The following is a 22,081-nucleotide window of genomic DNA, read 5'->3' as shown; positions in this document are numbered from 1 at the left end:
TGTAGTATTAATTATCTTAAGTATTGCATGCATTTATATGTATCATATTAGATATTATATTTAAATATAGGTTAATCGCGCGTACAGCATCATCGTTCCCTGGAATAACGAAATCTATTCCATCTGGGTTAGAGTTGGTATCAACTATTGCAAAAACTGGAATCCCTAAGCTATTTGCTTCTTTTATAGCAATATGTTCATGTGTTGCGCCAACAGCAAAAATTGCGTCTGGAAGCCCACCCATATTTTTAATACCTCCTAAACTATTTTCTAGATTAATAAGTTCTCGATTCAAGATCAATGCTTCTTTTTTAGTTAATTTCTTAAAAGTACCATCCTGAGATTGAATTTCTAAATCTTTTAAACGTTTTATAGATTGGCGTACTGTTTTCCAATTAGTTAGCATTCCACCTAGCCAACGATGATTAACAAAAAATTGATTGCAAGCCAGTGCTGTTTTTTTTACTGATTCACTAGCTGCGCGTTTAGTACCTACAAATAAAATTTTACCCTTGAGTGCAGCGATTTTATTCAGCTCAATTAAAGCTTGTCTAAACATTACACTAGTTGTTTCTAAGTCAATAATATGTATTTTATTGCGAACCCCGAAAATAAAGGGTTTCATTTTAGGATTCCAATAACGGGTTTGGTGCCCAAAATGAACACCAGCTTGAAGCATGTCGCGTATAGAAATGTTTTCCATTATATACCTCTATTGGTTATTGAGTAGATTATTTATAATGTTAGTAGTTATCGGTATTTAAATATAGATAGATTACATAATACATGTTATAATAATTTTTTAATAAGTTAAATACGAAGAATAGTGTTTACGATGGTCTAAAACAAGAAATAATTAACATTTATTTTCAAATAAAACATGCTTATTTGATAGCAATAAGTGCAGAGTTTTAAAATATACCTGGATGTAATTTATCTCCATTAGTGCAATGATTTGTGTATGTAAATCATATGATGTAAAGGCAAAAATATTATGTATTTGTTAATAAAATTAATAATATATATATTATGAAAATTATTATTAAAACGCTTACAGATATAGCAAAGATGCGCGTCTCTGGGAAGTTAGCTGCAGAAGTGTTAGAAATGATTGAAGCTTACGTGCAACCTGGTATTAGTACTGGAGAATTAGATACTATTTGCCATAATTATATTACACAAATACAACATGCTATTTCTGCTCCTCTTGGTTATCATGGATTTCCTAAATCTATTTGTACCTCAATTAATGAGGTAGTTTGTCATGGTATTCCAAATAATTCACATAAATTAAAAGAAGGTGATATAATAAATATTGATATTACAGTAATTAAAGACGGATTATATGCTGATACTTCTAGAATGTTTATTGTTGGTCGACCAACAAAGTTGGGGTATCGATTATGTAAGATCACTCAAGAAAGTCTTTATTTAGCAATTCGTATGATTAGACCAGGCATACGTTTAAAAAAAATAGGTCAATCTATCCAAAGATTTGTTGAAAGTCAAAATTTTTCAATAGTAAGAGAGTATTGTGGGCATGGAATTGGAAAATTTTTTCACGAAGCTCCCCATGTATTGCATTATGATGCTGATGATGAAGGTGTGATATTAAAATCAGGCATGACATTAACAATAGAACCTATGGTAAATGCAGGTACTCGCCATATTTATACTGAAAATGACGGATGGACAGTAAAAACAAAAGATCATAATTTGTCAGCGCAGTATGAACACACTATTGTTGTTACAGAAAATGGGTGCGATGTATTAACGTTACGTTCCGATGAGTCTTTATCATCAATTATTTAAATCATTATAATTAATAAAAAAGGTATGTGTTTTATTGCCAATCATTTTTAGAGATACTTGCATTTATATTAATAAATGACTTTGAATAAGTACAAAAATATGATTATGGGGTGATATATATTGTTTTTATGAAAATAAATAAATCAATTCTTGTTATTGAACAAACAGTATTATTTAATGTGTACGTTATTCAATGAGTATAATCTGAGTGATAATATGTTAAATGCTAATCATTCTTTATTAGAGTAGATTTGTTAAATATGAATAAATTTTGTTAAGGATATCAACATAATATCCTTAAACAAATATCACTATATAACTCAAAAACATAGCAATACATCGTATCGTGTTGATGTAAATTTCTAATATTTACTTTAATAAAGATGTTATTTTCACGGTCAATTAGAAACAATACTCTCAAATGAATTTGATATTATGGAATATAAAACATATGAATCAGTTACGAAAAATAATAGAAAGTGCTTTTGAAAAAAAAGAATATATTTCAAATAATAACATTGATTCTACCGTCAATAATGCTGTTCGAGAAATTATGGATAGATTAGATAACGGGACGTTACGTATATCAGAAAAAATCAATGGTACATGGATTACGCATCAATGGCTAAAAAAAGCAATTATGCTTGCATTTCATACTATGGACAATCAATTGATAACGTGGGGGGGTGGTGTTTTTTTTGACAAATTTCCTATGAAATTTTCCGGATGGGATCACACACGTTTTGAAAATAAAAAATTGCGTATAATTCCACCGGCTACTGTACGCTACGGGGCTTATATTGCTGATAACACAGTAATCATGCCTTCCTACATCAATCTTGGTGCTTATATTGATGTAGGAACAATGATTGATACTTGGGCTACAGTTGGATCTTGTGCTCAGATTGGAAAATATGTGCATTTATCTGGAGGTGTGGGAATTGGAGGAGTTTTAGAACCCATTCAAACTAATCCAACCATCATTGAAGATAATTGTTTCATTGGGTCTCGTTCTGAAATTGTAGAAGGGGTAATTGTTGAAAAAGGCGCAGTGATCTCTATGGGGGTATTTATAGGTCAAAGCACTAAAATATATGATCGCGCTAGCGGAAATATATACTATGGACGTGTGCCAGCTGGTTCAGTTGTCATTCCAGGTAGTCTGCCTTCTAAAGATGGTCGTGTTAATACTTACTGTGCCGTAATCGTAAAAACAGTCGATTCTAAAACTAAAAATAAAGTTAAGATAAATAATTTATTACGCGACATATAAAATATATTTTTCTTACTTGAAGTACTGTATTCTATGGTATTTTAAGTATATTGTTTAAATATTAGCATAAATGTTGTTTATATTTATTGGTGTGAAGTAATTCATTTTTATTTGTTTGATTTATCTGTTTAAATTTGACTAATAATAGTTAATTTTATAAATAATATAGTTGTAATAAAATTTAAGATAACTTTTACTTATTCTAAGTAAATATAAACAATAATCATGCGTAATTTAAATGTTTTAGAATTACCTCTGTATGGCATCAATTTAATTGAAGCTTCGGCAGGTACTGGCAAGACATATACTCTCATAATAATCTATATTAGATTGTTGTTATGTTTAGGGAATAGATCAGATTTTTCCCGTCCTTTAACGGTAAAAGAAATACTTGTAGTAACTTTTACTAAATCTGCAGTACGAGAACTGCGTCATCGCATAAGAGAAAATATTCATCAATTTAGATTAGATTGTATGCGTGGATATAGTCATAATTTTTTATTTTCTAAATTATTATTACAAATACATAATGTAGAATTAGCCATAAATCAATTATCTGAAGCAGAAAAAAAAATAAATCAAGCATCTATTTTTACCATCCATAGTTTTTGTCAAAATATCTTAAATCACAATACAATCGAATTAAACATGCTGTTTAATACGAATATTGTTGATAATGAAACAATATTGTACCAACAAGCGTGCACTGATTTTTGGAGACGGAATTTTTATTCACTGCCATTGAATATAGCTAGATTAATTCAAGAATATTGGAAAGATCCAAATTCTCTTTTAAACGATATTATTCCTTATATATATAGAGCTAGGTCTAATCTTGATTGTTACAATCATAACGTACATGAAGATAAAAAAAGTATAATAACTTATTATGAAAAAATATTGGATCATGTCAATCATGTTAAAAAGGAATGGCTTAAAAATAAACATAATATAATTACTATCCTCAATTCTTATGACATTAATCGTAGAATATACAATAAAAGTAATTTAATACGTTGGATAGATAGAATTAATCAATGGGTCAAACGACCAACAATTGATCATACGACACCTAATGATTTACAACGTTTTAGAACAACCGAATTAAAGATACATAATAATAGCAATAAATCTGATTATATATGTACTTTATTTGATTCAGTAGAAAAACTATATAGCCAATTATCATCATTTAAAACATCAATATTTAAAATTGCAATAAATGAGATACATAACGATTTAAATAATACTCAACATTATAGGTCAGAAATTACTTTAAACGATCTTGTTGATGTGTTAGCTCATCATTTAGTTAAAGATAAAGACAATAAATTAGCACATATACTGCGTACGCGTTATCCGGTAACGCTTATTGATGAGTTTCAAGATACAGATTGTCAGCAATTTAAAATTTTTAGCACATTATATAATTCTGATTCAGAAAATGGTCTTATTTTAATAGGAGATCCCAAACAATCAATTTACGCCTTTCGTGGGGCTGATATATTTTCGTACATGAAAATACGTCGAACGGTATGTAACAAATACAATCTTAATATTAATTGGCGTTCGTCGTTAAATATAGTTAATGCTGTTAACCAATTATTCCAATTGGTTTCTAATCCGTTTATTTTTGAAGATATTCCTTTTATTCCTTCAGTGACTGCTAGCCGAAATAGCATGTATCGGTTTTTGATAAACAATCAATCGCAAACAGCTATGTGTTTTTGGTTACATCCTGACGAGATAGTTACAATAGGTGACTATAAACGATCAATGGCACAAGAGTGTGCCACTATTTTATACAATTTATTACATGAAATACGTAATGGGACAGCTTGGTTAGAAAATGATAAGTATAAAAGAAAATTAGAAATATCAGATATAACTGTATTAGTACGAAATCATGAAGAAGCATCACTTATTTGTTCTGCTTTATCAAAAGTAAATATATCAACAGTATTTCTATCCAATCATAAAAATATTTTTGAAACAATGGAATCTTATGAATTATCATTATTATTACGAGCAATCTTATTTCCAGAGAGCCATACAATTTGTACTGCTTTAACAACTGTTTTTTTTGGATTAAATGCCACTGATATTGAAAGTATTAATAATAATGAATCTAAACAAGAACGAATATTTGAGAAATTTTTTGAGTATTATTCCGTTTGGAAAAAAAAAGGTGTGTATTTGATGATACAGAAAGTAATTTTTGATCATAAAGTACCAGAAAAGTTATTATCTACGCGAGTAGGTGAAAGTAGTTTAATAAATATTTTGCATTTAGGTGAATTATTGCAAGATGCTGCAAGACAATTGCAAGATGAGCACGCACTTATGGAATGGTTAATATTAAAAATAACACAACCAAAAAATAAAAAAACATCTGATCAAAATTTACGATTAGGCAGTGATCATCAATTGATAAAAATTAGTACAATACATAAATCTAAAGGATTAGAATTTCCATTAATATTTTTGCCATTTATAGCAGACTTTAATTATGTAAAAAATCCTTTTTTTCATGATAGAAAGTCATATAAAACCCATTTAAATTTCAATACATCAAAATCACATTTAACATTAGCAGATGAAGAACGTTTATCAGAAGATTTAAGACTATTATATGTAGCAGTAACTCGTAGTATTTATCATTGTTCTATAGGTATTGGCCCAATAGTACGACGATACAAAAAAAAATCTAATACCAATAATGACTTACATCACAGCGCCTTAGGATATTTAATCCAAAAAAAAACTTCTGGAAACGCAGCAACATTGAAGAAACATTTAAAAAAGCTCAGTGTTTATTCGAATGGTGATATTTCCTTCCGTATTATTTCAAAATCGCAAGAACTATTTTCTCATGCATCGTCTGTTGCATCTAATCAATTGTTATGCGGAAAAAAGTGGAAGACATCACCAAATGTTATTCCGTGGAGTATAACAAGTTTTAGCGCTCTACAACATACTGATGTTGGTGTTACAACGTATTTAAATTTAGAAAAACAATTAGATATCAGTGAACACATTCAGTCTCAAGAAAATGAGATTCCATTGACACCACATACTTTTCCTAAAGGAAAAGTATGTGGTAGCTTTTTTCATAGTATCTTTCAAGTTTTGGACTTTAGAAAACTTGTAGATATGAAATGGTTATACGCACATATGGAAAGATATAATATTGACCCAATTTGGGGATTTGTTGTTCGAGAATGGATATATATAGTACTCAATACTCCCCTTAATAATAATTTAACTCTTGCGCAAATAATTCCTGAGAATAAAAAAACTGAGCTTAAATTTTATTTATCTATTAATACGTATTTAACATCGGAAGAATTAGACCATTTATGCAAAAAGTATGATCCTGTATCACGTAAATCTTCATCGCTTACTTTTTTGGATATAACAGGAATGTTAAAAGGATTCATTGATTTAATTTTTCGTTGGAATCATCGGTATTATTTGTTAGATTATAAAACCAATTGGTTAGGAGACAACAATAAGGATTATGTTGGTTCTAAAATAAGACAAGAAATGATTAAACATCATTATGCATTGCAATATCAACTTTATACTTTAGCGCTGCATCGGTTTTTACGTAATAGACTTGTTTCTTATAACTATGAGAAAGATTTTGGAGGAGTATATTATTTGTTTATACGTGGTATGGATGGAACACCATTGAGCAATGGAATTTATTTTTTTCGTCCATTATCGACATTTATTAATAAATTAGATAATTTATTCTCTAAAAATAATCTAAACATTATTAAATGAATAATGTTTAGATTTTATCTCATAATAAGAACATTATATTTTAAATCAAATAATATAGATGCGATCTAATGTATTAACGATTAGAGTATACCTATCTATCTTAATAAGCACACATACAAACTTACATATAATTATTAATTCAAATAGATGACTTATATCTAAAAAAAGTATAAATTATTTAAGTAAAATTTAAAATTGTAATTATCCGTTTTTAACCAAAAAATACAGTTTTTCTGTCGTTTAAAATATACAATCTAATATTGTAGACCGTAAAAATAGTCTCATGAAAGATGTTATTAACAATATTTTAAAATTAGGGTTGTGGCATTCACTAGATGTACAATTTGCCGATGTATTAGCTCTTCCCATTTATGATGGGAATCGACATAATAATATAAAGGAAGCATTAATTTTAGCTAGCGCAACTCTAAGCTCTAAAGTTAGGGATGGCCATGTTTGTTTACCTTTGCGGTGTCTTACTCCCGATAAATTATTTCAAGGAAATTATCCTGAATTAACGTATGCGATATATAGAAAATTAGGAAAATTATCGATATCCTCCTGGCAGGAATTATTGTTTTCTTGTCCCGCAGTTAGTGATGGATCACGGGTTACCCCATTAATATTGGAAAATAAACGTTTGTATTTACATCACATGTGGCAAGATGAATGCATAGTCGCGCAATTTTTTAATCATAAATATCCATCAAATGTTTTTCAAAAAGAAAAAATAATTTATGCATTAAATCAATTATTTCCTATAACTTATACAGAAGTTGATTGGCATAAAATAGCTACTGCTATTGGCGTAACACATCACAGAGTGCTAATTTCTGGAGGACCTGGAACTGGAAAAACATCTATTATAGCGAAGATAGTAGCGACATTATTGTTATGTAGCAAGAATAATGATCTAAATATTCAAATAACCGCTCCCACAGGAAAAGCAACAGCTCTTTTAACTGAATCTTTCAGAACAACAATACACAATATTCCACAATTAGAAAAGCTTCTCTTATGTAACTTACCAGAAAAAGCTACTACTCTACATAGTTTGCTTAGAACACGATTATATAAAGAAAATATTCAATATAACTGCTTTAATCTCACGCGCTTAGATCTTTTAATTATTGATGAAGCTTCTATGGTTAGTCTATCTATGTTAGCTCAGCTAATTTTGATGCTTTCTCCTCAAACGAAAGTTATTTTTTTGGGTGATCAATATCAATTATGTTCAGTAGAACCCGGATCCGTATTTAAAGATGTGTGTCAATTTTCTAATTTTTATTATTCTCGTAAACGTTATCAAGAACTTATAGATCTTACAGGTTACATATTGCCTATTATATCTCCTTCTAAATCATCTATGCATTACAATTATAATAGTATTATTGATGGCACATGTATACTAAAGAAAAATTATCGATTTAGTGAAAGTTCAGGAATTAATAAATTATCTGGTGCTATAAATTCAGGAGATTATAATCATGCGTTATCATTGTTAAAATCAAGCATATATAAGGATTTATGTTATATTTATTTTGTAGACAAAAAAAGCTATATAACTATGATTCTTAATTGTGCAATGGCATATTCTAACTATTTACAAAAATTGAAATACACTAAAATCCTGACAGAAAATATTTTAAAGATTTTCAATCATTATCGAATATTATGTGCATTACGTGATGGCCCGTTCGGAGTAATAAGACTTAATTATTATATTGAACAAATATTAAATGAGAAAGGATTAATTCAATTAAATAATTCTAGGAATTATTTAGGTAGACCTATTATTATATTACGTAATAAACCATCATTAGAATTATATAATGGAGATGTTGGTGTATTGTTATTAAATGATCAAAATAAATTGTCTGCATATTTTATTTTGCCACGAGGAAGTATAAAAGTTATACAAATAAATCAATTACCGGAGCATGAAACTTGTTTTGCTATGACTATACATAAAGCGCAAGGATCTGAATTTCAACATACCGCAATAGTATTGCCCAATAAATATATACCATTATTGACACGAGAATTACTCTATACTGCTGTCACTAGAGCTCGCCAATGCCTTTATTTGTACGCGACAGATCATGTAATAATACGCAGTGTTAATTCTATCACACAACGTTATAGTGGATTATATGAAAAAATAAAAAACCATATAATTCCCATGGCTTAATGAATGAAAAGTTTGTGTTTTATTATATATATTGTTTGAAAATGTAGTGTTATGTGTTTGTGTAATATATGCAATTTTTAATTATAAAGTATTTATTATTTTTTGATATAAAATTTGTAAATTATTATATTATTCTATATTTCATTGGGTTAAAAAAGTAATGTTCTGCGGTTTTAATAATTTTTGAAATATTTTCTTCACTTAAATCAAATGAAATAAGTTTGCGTAAATATGGATCGTGACTTTCTCTAAAAAGAGAATATTTGGTACCTTGCCAAACTTGTATTAGTTTTCGATGTGCTTCTTTTTGACAATATGGATTTGAAGATATTGTTCGAGTATTCCAGTCAAATACATGATTCATCCAAGCTCCTCCAGACTGATATAGCAACAATATGGGTGTATTTGTACCTTTGTGATAATCTGATATTAGCGTGAATAATAACTTCTTTGCATGCAGTTTTGATAAATTAGGAAAATGCCACGCATCATTAATACCAAACAACCGACTATCACCTTTTCCACCTATAGCACAATAAGTTATATGTTCTAGCCACAACAATAATACATCTTTCATAGAAAGATAGCGAGATTTCCAACGCGTCAATCCATTTTCTTGAACTGCAGTTAATTGACCGACTAATCTAGTCGTATCAAATGTTAAAGAAATATCTAGATTATGTTTTTCAATACAATGATACGTTTTTATTTGATTCGCTAATATTGTCATTTTTTTTTGTTGTTTAGTCCAATACAATTTTCCAAATACGCCATAAGGTAGAATTCCAGAAGCACGCATACTATGATATAGTTCATCAGTATTTTTACTATGAATTAGATAATCAATCAATTGCATATTTAATTCATAACGATTGAGTCCATCTACGGAAAAAGGTTCGTCATTTGATAATTTCAATATATTTTGATCAAAATACACATTTAAGCGTTTTTGAAACCATATGCGTACTGGATGGCGATAAAAATTGTATAAATCTTGAAAAATTATTGTTTTTGCGAGGTCATGAGAAAACGGGGCATTAAAATTCGGATAGATTAATAGAGAATGATTTACATTAATATTTTTTGTAGGTAGCCATTCTTTAGCAAAACTTCGTTTATTATTGTTAGGATTGAAATTTTCAGGAGAAAAAGGAAACGGAGGATACCATTGACATAAACGCTGACGTATATGTTTGATATTAATATCTATGTCTATATTTTCATGTTCTTTTGAATAAAAATTTAAAGCAATATATTCTAACAGTTCATTGACCAATACAGAAGGGTAACTCATGCTATTATCATAAATTGAGTGCCCGATAAAACTAATATATATCTTTTCTTGAGCTAATAAAAATGCTATCAAAAATGAATAACAATCTTTTTCGTGTATGTTATCGTCATTTCTACGCGGATTTTTAACCATTAAATTAAAGTCTGGAGATATTTTATTGCGAGGAAACTTATTATCATTCATACCTAAAAAACACACTACTTTATGAGGAATACAGAAAGTTGGAGTAATATTGCAAAAATTAATTACATTTGGTATAAATCGGGGGATTACAGTATCTTGTGTTAATTTGCGACATAATTTATCGCGTAATGCTGTTATACTTATAGTTTGAGTATATTCCGCTTGTATGCCTGATTCTAATATATCTCTGTAGCAGTTTTTTAAGAAAAGTAAAACTGTTTTGTTTTCTGAATCCATATGATCACAATGAAAAAAATCGTCAATTATTTCTTTGAAATAGGAAATCCATTCTACCAATGTATAAGAATGACCGAATCGGTCTCTCCATTTTTTTAATGTTTTTAAAAATTCTCCTAATTGACCAATAATATTGATATGATCCCTGATTATTATATCATCATACGGGAAAATTTTTTCCCAGGTGTCATGTTGATTTTTTATAGCGTAACCTAATAACATTCTATTTAATCCAAAATTCCAGGTATTTTGATTAATAATAGGTAAACTAAAATTATACATGGTGTAATCATCAAGTCCCCACCTAATACCAGATTTAATGATCCATTGGTGTAATAATTTTACTTCTTCTTTGTTCATTTTAAACCGAGATGCGATAGATGGTACTGTTAAAAACGAAAAAATTTCTTCAGCAGTAAATCGACTGTACGGTATATTAAGTATATTAATAAAAGTTGATATAATGGGATGTGTATTTTTTTTATAATTATCTATTGCGATATTAAACGGTAAATGTCGATCTTGTATATTATCAAATATAGTTTGAATAGCTGATTTATAACAGCGTATATCATAAGCCATAACTATGATGTCTCCCGGAGACAATGATGGATCATCTGTCATCATTGATAATAAATTATCATGTAACACTTCTACTTCTCGTTGAATACTATGACAAACATGACAAGTAATTGATTGATCTTCTAATAATAATATATGTCGTTGATTATTTGTAGATGTTGTAGTATCAGGTTGTTTTTTTATATTTTTTATATGATTTTGAAATTCTAAAATGTTTTTTTGTACAATGTGAAGCAAAGAATTTTGTTTAGGAATAATAAAAGATTTTAGTTCAATTTTATCTTTTAATTGAGTAAACAAAGATAAAGTATCATAAGCAACATCGCCCCATGCATCTAATAAAGGATGATTGATATTAGAATAATCATTATGATTGGAAAAATGAACAGCAACAGATGAAGATGAGCGCAATACATTCTTATTGTACAATTGATTTTCTTTTTGTGTTACGTCATACGAATTTTGATCAGATATATAAATCAAATTATGAGAACAGGGATTTATAAACCATAAATAAATATCAATATGGTAACTTAATAATTTTAATATATTCCAATATATAGGCGGTATGGATGATATTCCAAAAATAAATATTCTACTTGGAAGATAATTAAAAATTATCTTCTGAGTATTTTTTAGGAAATCAATACAACGCTGTAAAGGATATATATTACCCTTCAATTCTTTCTGATTACAACGTATATTCTCTAAGAACATACGCCATATTTTTGATTGCCAGGTTTGATGTGTGTCATCTAAATAATTTATTATTTTATTGGATTCCCAATTGTTCAACCAATCTGGGCGATATATTAAATATTGAATAAATAAATTGGAAAGTTGTTCGGAAAATTGACCTATTTTTTGCTGATTTACATCACCACATAAGTATTTGTGTATAATAGAACACTTTTTTGATATTTGCGTTTGAGATAATATTTTCATAAATTTCCAATACATGATAGACCGGGAAAAGTTATTCGCTATAAAATTATTAGGTTCTATTTTATTAGACATATATTGCATGAAAGACATTAAAGTCATAAATTTGATATTACATGCGATACCAAAATGATTGGCTATTTCTATCTGTATCCATTGATCCATAATGCTGTGTTCTGTTAATATTATTTCAGATTGCATGGGATCAGGTAATGATTTATCTGACATAGTATTAATTAATAGATTTCTGAATGAATTTGATTGATTAGAATGATAAATAGTAAACATTGTGTAATAAAATTATTTAATTTAAATGGAGTGTATTTTTATTAATCTGATATCCATATATCCTCTGTATATATAGAGGATAGGTTGTATTTGTTATAATTATAACGAAAAATATATTATATATGCTTTTTTAATTGTTATTTCAAACAAAAAAAATTTTATTAGTTCACATATTTTAAAAAATAGAAAAAATAAATAAATTGTTTTTCATGAAATGAAACTATTTAAAAAATTAAATTTTTTCAATTAGCACTGATTTTTTTATATTTATTTATTATATAAATATGGCAGATCGCAAATATAGATATAGATATAGATAAATTTTAATGTTTAAAACAGATATATAAACAATTAATAAAAATCAAATTTGATTTAAAGCATGAGAATTATTTTAACAAACAATGACGTATCAAAAATTAATTGACATAGATTTTTAATTATATTAATAACTTTGATACATCGATTATCTATAAGCAAAATAAATTATAATAGCTCCTAATATAATCATAGGGCATGACAAAATTTGTCCCATGGTGACTATATTGTTAATTAATCCTAACTGACTATCAGGTTGACGAAAAATTTCCGCTATAATACGAAACACCCCATAACAAATCAGAAACAAACCAGACACACTACCCACGGGATGTGGTTGACGAATAAATTTGCTTATGATAACAAATAATATTACTCCCTCCAAAAACATCTCATATAATTGAGATGGATGACGAGGCAGCACACCGTAATTATCAAATAGTGGTTCCCATTCAGGATGATCTAGTAGTATTAATACATCTTGATACACGGAATTGGGGAATAACATAGCCCATGGAATATCAATGGCTATTCGCCCCCATAATTCTCCGTTAATAAAATTTCCTAATCTACCGAGCCCTAATCCAAACGGAACTGCTGGAACGACAAAATCTGATATTTGAAAAAAAGGACGATTTTTTTTGTGAGAAAACCATGCGATCGATATAATTACACCTATTAAACCACCATGAAAAGACATACCTCCTTCCCATATTTTAAAGATCCACAGTAAATTGTTAGAAAAAAAAGACCACTGATAAAATAATACGTATCCAATGCGGCCGCCTAATAAAACACCAAAAAAACACAAACATAATAAATGTTCTACATCTGGATGAGTCCATGAAGCATTATTGAAATGACGCATACGGTACGATAATGACCACATAGCATATATAAAACCTAATCCATACATTACGCCATACCAATGTAATGAAATAGGTCCTATTGTAAAAATTATCGGATTACATGTATGATAATAAAGACTCTGCATATTAATTATGCTATTTAATATGATTTTTACAATCAGTTTTAACTACCAAATGTAGTTATTTTAAACAAATACGTCTCAATGTGAGAGACATTATCGTGTGCATCTTCAATGGAATATTAAAACTCTTTTTATTGATTATACTGTATCTGATTTTCTTCTTTATAAAGACGCATAGTGTTAAACTATGATATTATCACATCAACAAATTCTTGCATAACTTTTCTATATACATCTCTTTTAAAGAATACGACTCGGCGTATGGGATACCATAAGCTAACCCACTTCCATCTGTCAAATGTGTAGTCTTTATTACTTTTTATGTTAATTCGTGTATCTTTAGATAAAAGCTTTAATAAAAACCACTTTTGTTTTTGCCCAAAGCAGATAGGCCTAATTTTCCAACGAATTAATTTCTTAGGTAACTTATAATGCATCCAATATTGCGTTGAAGATAGAATACGAACATCTTGATAATTCAATCCTATTTCTTCAAATAATTCTCTATACATGGCTTGTTCTGGGGTCTCTCCAATGTTAATTCCACCTTGAGGAAATTGCCAGCAGTAATGCTGCTTATATTTTCTGGCCCATAATACTTGCTGATGAGTATTACATAGCACAATTCCTACATTTAATCGGTAACCGTTATCATCAATCACCAGATTGCCTCAGTTTTATTGAGATATTTCATTAAATTCTTAAATATTTATAATAAATATAACTATTCCTATCATATTTTATAAAAATGAAGAAACGGTAGATTACCCAAAATATATATGATCCTGTATATCTCTGTTATTGCACATAACAGAGTAAAATTATAGTATTTACATACTCTTTATATTTTATATTATAATTATACTCAACTCAAGGAATTTTATTATGGTTTGACGTTCTTAAACAATAGCTTGCGCAGAAATTTTTTAATTAAAAAATTTAATTTTAATTTGTATAAATTTTTCTACTTAGAATCGATGTTATTAAGTATTTTTATAAAAATGGAGATATGATGTTTTTTATAGAAACATGCTGAATAATAACCGATACAATATAAATTAAAAGTAAATGTGTAAGAATACATTTTAATCTATATCTCACGATTCATAATACGTTTGTTTTTGTTAACAACACTATAGTGAATAATTGTCAAATAAATAAGACTATAAAATAAAATTGAAAAAATTATTAGTATATTTAAATCATTTAATCTGGTATTTTACCATATACTAAATAATAAGTTTTTAATAAATAATTTTATATAGTGTCATATTTATGATATTCGATAATTTCAACAATTTTCCTTATTAAATTTTTCCATTGTTTCCAACATAAATAAATCTTCTAGTTTTTGTTTTCGGCGAATTTGACGAATTTGTCCATTTTCAAATAAAACTTCTGGTAGTAACGGACGTGTATTATAATTAGAAGACATAGAAGCGCCGTATGCACCAGTGTCATGAAATATTAAATAATCTCCTACTTTTGCTGAACAAGGTAATTTACGTGCTAATATTGTTCCATTCATATTTTGTGTAAAAATATCTCCAGATTCACATAGTGGACCACCAACAACGGTATCGCATAATGTTTCTAAAATAACGCTGCGATTATCTCCAGGTACTAATGAAATATGATGATAACTACCATACATAACTGGGCGCATTAAATCATTATACCCTGCGTCTATTAATACAAAATGACGATTACCCATGTTTTTTACCGCTCTAATCTGTGTAATTAATATTCCTGATTCAGCCACAAGAAAACGACCAGGTTCTATTTCTAATGTTACTGTGTGATTTAAATATTGGCTAATGTATTTTCTCGCGTTATTCCATAATCGAAAATAATGATTTACATCTAAAACCATATCATTATGTTCATATGGTATTGTTAATCCTCCTCCAGCAGAAATAACATCTACATCTATTTTATATTTCAAAATCTGCTGGACCATCGCATTACATACTTTAGATAAATGATCGTACCGTACTCCAGAACCAATATGCATATGCAGTCCGATTAACTGTAGATCATAATGATGAATATAAGATAAAGCTATTGGTATATCTTCATGCCAAATTCCATGCTTGCTATTTTCTCCTCCAGTATTAGTTTTTTGATTATGTCCATGTCCAAATCCAGGATTAATACGTAACCATATTTTATGTCCAGGAGAACAAGCTCCTAATTGTGCTAACATATCTATCGATCCTGCATTAACAACAATATTTAGTTCTGATATTCTTAATAATGTTTCTTCTTCTAAAATATCAGCAGTGAAAACTATTTCATTGCTTTGTTTTCCCGCTTTAAAACCAGCTAATAATGCTCGTTCGATCTCGCCTAAAGAAACAGCATCTACTTTAACTTCATAATTATGCATTAATCGTAAAATATGAATATTAGAACAAGATTTTTGAGCGTACCGTATAACATCAAATTGTTTTAATTGTGTGATACGATTAATTATAATCGATGCATCGTATACCCATACTGGACCTTTATATTTTTTATGTAATTTTTTTAAGCTTTCATAGGTAAGAGCACTTGTTCGCGCAAAGATATTATATGTCACGCTATATTCCCATTATCTTTTTTTGATATATATTTTAAATATCAAAATATTTCGAAATTATATTTTGAATATATAGTCGAAAATCGTAAAAAATAGGTTTGTATTATTAAAAAAATTAATCAGATAAAATCATAAATATATAACTACTTTTAAGTACACTAAAAAAACATAAACAAATTTTATTTTGGACGAAGTGTAGGAAATAAAATTACATCACGAATAGTATGGCTGTCGGTGAGCAACATAATCAAACGATCAATTCCTATCCCAATACCTGCTGTAGGAGGTAATCCATATTCTAATGCAATTAAATAATCTTCGTCATAATGTATGTGAACATTATTATTATTTATTTTATTTTTTTTCCCATATGCTTGTTTTAAAAAACGTTCCTTTTGATCTTCTGGATCGTTTAATTCTGAAAAGCCATTTCCTATTTCTCTTCCGGCAATGAAAAGTTCAAAACGATCAGCAAACTCTGGATTGTTATCATTACGACGTGCTAATGGAGATATTTCTATTGGATAAGAAGTAACACAAGTCGGTTGAATTATTTTTTTTTCTATTACTTCTTCAAAAATAACCATATGTATTCTGTGTAACGTCCAACAACTCTTAACTTTAATGCCAAGTGATTTTGCGATAGACACAGCAGTACATATATCGTCTATATTTTGGGATCTAGTTTCTGGTAGATAATACAATATAGCTTCTTTTATGCTGATTTGCGTAAAAGGATGCTTAAAATCTAATTCATAATCTCCATAATTTATTATATTACTACCTAGTATTTTCTGTGTTACCGATCTTAATAAATTTTGCACTAAGATGATTATATCGCGATAATCAGCATAAGCCATATATATTTCCATCATTGTAAACTCAGGGTTATGATAAGAAGATATACCTTCATTACGAAAACTACGATTTATTTCGAATATTCGCTCAAAACCACCTATCACTAATTTTTTTAGATATAATTCTGGAGCGATTCGTAGATACATATCTATTCCTAATTTATTATGATGTGTAATGAAAGGATGCGCTATAGCTCCTCCTGCAATTGTGTGCATCATTGGTGTCTCTACTTCCATGAAATTATTTTTTTTCATGAATTGACGTATTTCAGAGATCACTAGAGAACGTATTTTAAATGTTTTTCTTGTATTTTCATTAATAATTAAATCTAAATATCTTTGACGATATTTTGTTTCTTGATTATTTAAACCATGAAACTTATCTGGTAATGGGCGCAATGATTTAGTTAATAATCGAATTTCTTTACAGTATATTGATAGTTCCCCGGTACGCGTTCTAAACAATATACCGCGTGCTCCTAAGATATCTCCTAAATCCCATTGTTTTATATTTTCATCATATAAATTTGTTGCTAATGAATTAGAAGTAATATACAATTGTATGCAACCTTCAGCATCGCGTATAGTTATAAAAGATGCTTTCCCCATGATACGTTGACTTATTATACGGCCTGCTATAGTTACTTCAATATTTAATTGTATCAATTCTACATTGGATGTATGAGCGTATTTTTTATGTAATTGATTAGAAATAGAATTACGACGAAAATTATTTGGAAATGCTACGCCTTTTTCACGGAGTTTTGATAGTTTTTTTCGACGAATATTTAATTCATCATCGACATTAAATTTTTGATATGACTGATCCTTTGAATATACGTATTTAGTCATTATGAATCTCACTTAAAGTGTTTTTAATGCTAATTCTTATAAAATCATCTAGATCTCCATTTAAAACAGCTTTAACATTACGTTTTTCAAAACCAGTACGTAAATCTTTAACTCTAGAATTATCTAAAATATAAGATCGTATTTGATTACCCCAAGTAATATTTACTTTATTACTTTCTCTCATTTTTTTTTCATAATTTTTTTTTTGTAATTCAAGCTCATATAATTTAGCTCTTAGTTGCTTCATAGCTTGATTTTTATTTTTATGTTGTGAACGATCACTTTGACATTGGGTAACAATATTTGTTGGTATATGAGTGATGCGTACTGCAGATTCTGTACGGTTAACATGTTGACCTCCTGCTCCAGAAGCTCGGTAAACATCACAACGTAGATCTTCTGGACGAATATGAATATTTATACTATCATCTAATTCTGGATATACAAATACTGAAGCAAATGAAGTATGGCGTTTCTTAGCAGAGTCAAAAGGACTTTTGCGCACTAGTCTGTGTACACCAGATTCAGTACGTAACCAACCATATGCATAAGGCCCAATAACCTGAATAGTAGCAGATTTTATCCCCGTGACCTCTCCTGTCGATTCTTCAATAACGTCAGCCATAAAACCTTTGTGATCAATCCAACGTAAATACATGCGTAACAACATACTGGCCCAATCCTGTGCTTCTATTCCGCCGGATCCTGATTGAATATCGATATAACAATTAGAATTATCATACTTTCCTATAAACATACGACTAATCTCTAATTGAGATAATGTACGTTCTAAATCAATTGATTGATCATGAATTTCGGAAAGTAAGATGTTGTCGTATTCTTCCGTCAATTCTAACAAATCATTTAAATCCACTAAATTTTTATACAGCTGATCAACAATATTGATAAAAATTTTTAAAGAAGATGATTTTTGTCTAAGAATTTTTGCTGTTTTAGGATTTTTCCAAATACCGGGTGATTTTAGTTCGTTGCTAATTATTTTAAAATGTTTGATTTTGAGATCGTAATCAAAAATCATCCTTAAACTTCGATATTCTATTTAACATAACTTGAATATGTTGTTTAGTAAAATCGATATCTATCATAAAATTTTATTCCTTAAGATATATATTTTTATTCATATAATTTCACGTAATCGTATATATTAATGTACTATAATACAATTCGACAAAGACTCTCTATATAATAATGCAAAGAATATGTATTTTCTTATGATATCAGTTATATAGTGTGATTTTGATCTTTGATCGTTATTAATCAAATGTGTAATAAGTCGTATGCAAATATGAAACTGTTATATATGTTTTTATTTATTTGATTTCAATTAATGCCGTAAATAATCATACATGACGAGAGAATAGCATCCTATCAATTATGGTCATACGCTTATATTATCATCTTAATCATACATATAGTTAAAAATCAATAATTGTTTAATTATAAACGTTATAATATTATATGGTTAATGATAATGTAATTTTTTTGTTATCTTTCGGTTGTAGATATTTAATGAGTAGGATTAATTAGTATATATTATATGATATTTATTTGAAGTTATTTTTATTCATAAGGAAAAATATAATGTTTCCTCGTGTGGCTTTTTTGGGACAGTATCCTGTACCCTCAAAAGATTTGCCGCTAACATTCATCTCCTTAGAAGAATGGACGTTAGTGAGATTACATGGACCAGATGTTATACAATGTTTACACAATCAATTTACTTGTGATATTCAAAATTTGAATAAACATAAATATAGTTTTGCAGCACATTGTAATCCAAAAGGAAAAATGATTAGCAATCTATATGTTTTTCATCTTAAAAATCAAGAAATGGCATTTATTGAACGTCTAAATATATGCAAAAAACAAATAGAAGAAATGAAAAAATATATGGTATTTTCTAATGTTACTGTTATTCCTGATTATAATGCAATACTTATTGGAATAGCTGGAACAAATGCAAGAAATCATTTAAGCATGTTTTTTTCAGTTTTACCAAATAAGACACACACAATAATTCATACTCAAGATGTGACCTTACTTTATTTGAGTTCTCCATCAGAACGATTTTTGTTGATTATTAATAAAAAATCAGTATTAGATTATTTGTTAAATGAATCACAGTCTCAGATACAATTTAATGATAGTCGTCAATGGGTATCATTAGATATGGAAGCGGGTTATCCAATTATTGAGCCAATAACTAGTGAATTATTTATTCCTCAAGCTGTTAATATGGATATATTAGATGGAATTAGTTTTAATAAGGGTTGTTATATTGGACAAGAATCTATTGCGCGTATTAAGTATCGTGGATATAACAAACAAACTTTATATAGGTTAAACGGTGTCATGGATTATAAAAAAAATTATAACTTGCCTGCTGCTGGTGATCAGGTAGAATTAAAAATAAATAACCAACACTGGAAAAATGTTGGAATTGTTTTACAATCTTGTCAAATTAAAAAAGATAATATATGGGTACAAGTGGTATTAAATAGATCTATTTTAGAACCTTCAGAATTGAGAATTACAAATACACAAACTCATGATAATCTCATGTTTTATTATTGATATTTGATGTATTTAAATATTTCTTATTATTTTAATATCACAATATTTATTTTTAGTCGTAATGATCTCGTAGCAACCATTTTGGCATATTATTTAATCCCATAATGCGATGTAAAACATGTATTTTTAAGTTGGGAACCGTGTTTATGAGATAAAAAATAAAATATTGCATGTATTTTAAAAGATAATTTTTATCATGAAGAAACGTGTAAATGTATGGAATATTTATGGAATCTTTAATTATTCTGTATTTTCTATTGCGTTCGTAATACTTTAAATAAGTATAGTGTCCAATGTCTTGATCATTTTCTTTCAGATTCTGCAGATGATGTAATAAAACTGCTGCATCTATCAGTTCTGAATTAATATTTTGAAAAAATAAAGGACACATGCTGTACGCAGCTTTTCCTAATAACACCAAACGATGATTTGTAAAGTTATGTGCATATTGCATTCTCAATAGTAAAATGTTACAATTTTTACTGTCACATATAACACAATGACCGAATATGTTGCAGATTTTAATTAACGCATAATTAATAGATTGATCGGAAGCAGATACATACAGATATTTTTTAGCGGTATACGGAGGTAACAGCCAAAAAACAACGGAAAGATGCACGTTTTTTAATGGCAATAATATTACTAACCCATCGTTATGAACGATACACCGAAGAGTGTTATTGTGAGTTTTCTCGGTATGAATAATGGTAGTGAATCCATAATATTTAGTATCTTTAAATATTAACGAGATATTTGCGGTGTTTCTTACCCAAGAATCAATGCCATCTGCGCCTATTACTAATTTAGCTTTAAATGTATAATTATTAGTTATTGTAATAAATGCTGCATCTTCACGGTAATTTATTGATTCAGGTGCGTATGAATCTATAAATATAATATTTTTTAATTGTCGTGCGCGATCAACTAAAGCTTGGTATATATAATATTTATTAATAACATATCCTAACTCAAGATATCCTAAGTAACCAGAATCGAAAACAATTTTACTTATACTATTCTTTTTAATAATTTCTAATTTATCTAATAAAACGGAAAAATGTGATATGTTTTGATGCCAAATTTTTAAATACTGCAGTATTCTCATGCTAGTTATATTAACTAATGATGTTTCCAGATTACATTGATCTGCTTCATATATATGAAGATGGGTTTTATGTTCTATAATTGCAATGCGAAAACAATCACCTAAACCGCAGGCTAATGCCAATCCGGCAATTCCTTGATTTACAATTAATAGATCGAAACTGTCCACATTATTGTTTATTTAAATAAAAA

The 22,081-nt window shown here is 28.5% G+C and carries 13 protein-coding genes; 5 read left to right on the top strand and 8 right to left on the bottom strand.

Features of this window, described 5'->3' with window-relative positions:
• Positions 1 to 16 precede the first annotated feature (16 nt).
• Positions 17 to 703: a 30S ribosomal protein S2 gene (rpsB, locus tag BPEN_RS01370; protein WP_011282817.1), complete on the bottom strand. Its 687-nt coding sequence runs from the start codon at positions 701 to 703 to the stop codon at positions 17 to 19.
• 326 nt (positions 704 to 1,029) lie between these two features.
• Between rpsB and map the strand changes: the two genes are divergently transcribed.
• From map to recD, 4 genes are all read left to right on the top strand, one after another.
• Positions 1,030 to 1,812 carry a type I methionyl aminopeptidase gene (gene map, locus BPEN_RS01365; RefSeq protein WP_011282816.1) on the top strand — a complete coding sequence of 261 codons (783 nt, stop codon included), beginning with the start codon at positions 1,030 to 1,032 and terminating at the stop codon, positions 1,810 to 1,812.
• A 451-nt stretch (positions 1,813 to 2,263) separates the two neighbouring features.
• Positions 2,264 to 3,085 (top strand): 2,3,4,5-tetrahydropyridine-2,6-dicarboxylate N-succinyltransferase, encoded by an 822-nt coding sequence (dapD, locus tag BPEN_RS01360; protein WP_011282815.1) that lies wholly within the window; start codon positions 2,264 to 2,266, stop codon positions 3,083 to 3,085.
• 225 nt (positions 3,086 to 3,310) lie between these two features.
• On the top strand, positions 3,311 to 6,874 hold the full coding sequence (gene recB, locus BPEN_RS01355) for an exodeoxyribonuclease V subunit beta (RefSeq protein WP_011282814.1): 3,564 nt from the start codon (positions 3,311 to 3,313) through the stop codon (positions 6,872 to 6,874).
• Between the two features lie 283 nt (positions 6,875 to 7,157).
• Positions 7,158 to 9,065, top strand: coding sequence for an exodeoxyribonuclease V subunit alpha (recD, locus tag BPEN_RS01350; RefSeq protein WP_011282813.1), 1,908 nt, complete (start codon positions 7,158 to 7,160; stop codon positions 9,063 to 9,065).
• Positions 9,066 to 9,189: 124 nt separating this feature from the next.
• Here recD and recC read toward each other — a convergent pair whose 3' ends face one another.
• The 6 genes from recC to prfB form a co-directional block, all read right to left on the bottom strand.
• Positions 9,190 to 12,591: an exodeoxyribonuclease V subunit gamma gene (gene recC / locus BPEN_RS01345; RefSeq protein ID WP_011282812.1), complete on the bottom strand. Its 3,402-nt coding sequence runs from the start codon at positions 12,589 to 12,591 to the stop codon at positions 9,190 to 9,192.
• Positions 12,592 to 13,054: 463 nt separating this feature from the next.
• Positions 13,055 to 13,900, bottom strand: coding sequence for a prolipoprotein diacylglyceryl transferase (gene lgt / locus BPEN_RS01340; RefSeq protein WP_011282811.1), 846 nt, complete (start codon positions 13,898 to 13,900; stop codon positions 13,055 to 13,057).
• A gap of 182 nt (positions 13,901 to 14,082) precedes the next feature.
• Positions 14,083 to 14,559 (bottom strand): RNA pyrophosphohydrolase, encoded by a 477-nt coding sequence (gene rppH / locus BPEN_RS01335; RefSeq protein ID WP_011282810.1) that lies wholly within the window; start codon positions 14,557 to 14,559, stop codon positions 14,083 to 14,085.
• 629 nt (positions 14,560 to 15,188) lie between these two features.
• On the bottom strand, positions 15,189 to 16,478 hold the full coding sequence (lysA, locus tag BPEN_RS01330; RefSeq protein ID WP_011282809.1) for a diaminopimelate decarboxylase: 1,290 nt from the start codon (positions 16,476 to 16,478) through the stop codon (positions 15,189 to 15,191).
• Positions 16,479 to 16,657: 179 nt separating this feature from the next.
• A complete protein-coding gene (lysS, locus tag BPEN_RS01325; protein ID WP_011282808.1) occupies positions 16,658 to 18,187 on the bottom strand; it encodes a lysine--tRNA ligase in 1,530 nt (509 codons plus the stop codon).
• A protein-coding gene (gene prfB, locus BPEN_RS01320) for a peptide chain release factor 2 (RefSeq protein WP_238374070.1) occupies positions 18,180 to 19,293 on the bottom strand; the annotation gives its coding sequence in 2 pieces (ribosomal slippage) (positions 18,180 to 19,235 and positions 19,237 to 19,293; 1,113 coding nt in all). Before prfB ends, lysS begins: the two co-directional genes overlap by 8 nt.
• A 496-nt stretch (positions 19,294 to 19,789) precedes the next feature.
• Between prfB and ygfZ the strand changes: the two genes are divergently transcribed.
• Complete coding sequence (ygfZ, locus tag BPEN_RS01315; protein ID WP_011282806.1) at positions 19,790 to 20,782, top strand: tRNA-modifying protein YgfZ; 993 nt, start codon at positions 19,790 to 19,792, stop codon at positions 20,780 to 20,782.
• 52 nt (positions 20,783 to 20,834) lie between these two features.
• Here the strand turns inward: ygfZ and BPEN_RS01310 are convergent, their stop codons facing one another.
• Complete coding sequence (locus tag BPEN_RS01310) at positions 20,835 to 22,058, bottom strand: FAD-dependent monooxygenase (protein ID WP_011282805.1); 1,224 nt, start codon at positions 22,056 to 22,058, stop codon at positions 20,835 to 20,837.
• Positions 22,059 to 22,081: the final 23 nt, after the last annotated feature.

The organism is Candidatus Blochmanniella pennsylvanica str. BPEN, from assembly GCF_000011745.1.
Lineage (GTDB): Bacteria > Pseudomonadota > Gammaproteobacteria > Enterobacterales > Enterobacteriaceae > Blochmanniella > Blochmanniella pennsylvanica.
This window is presented reverse-complemented; position numbering and strand designations above follow the sequence as displayed.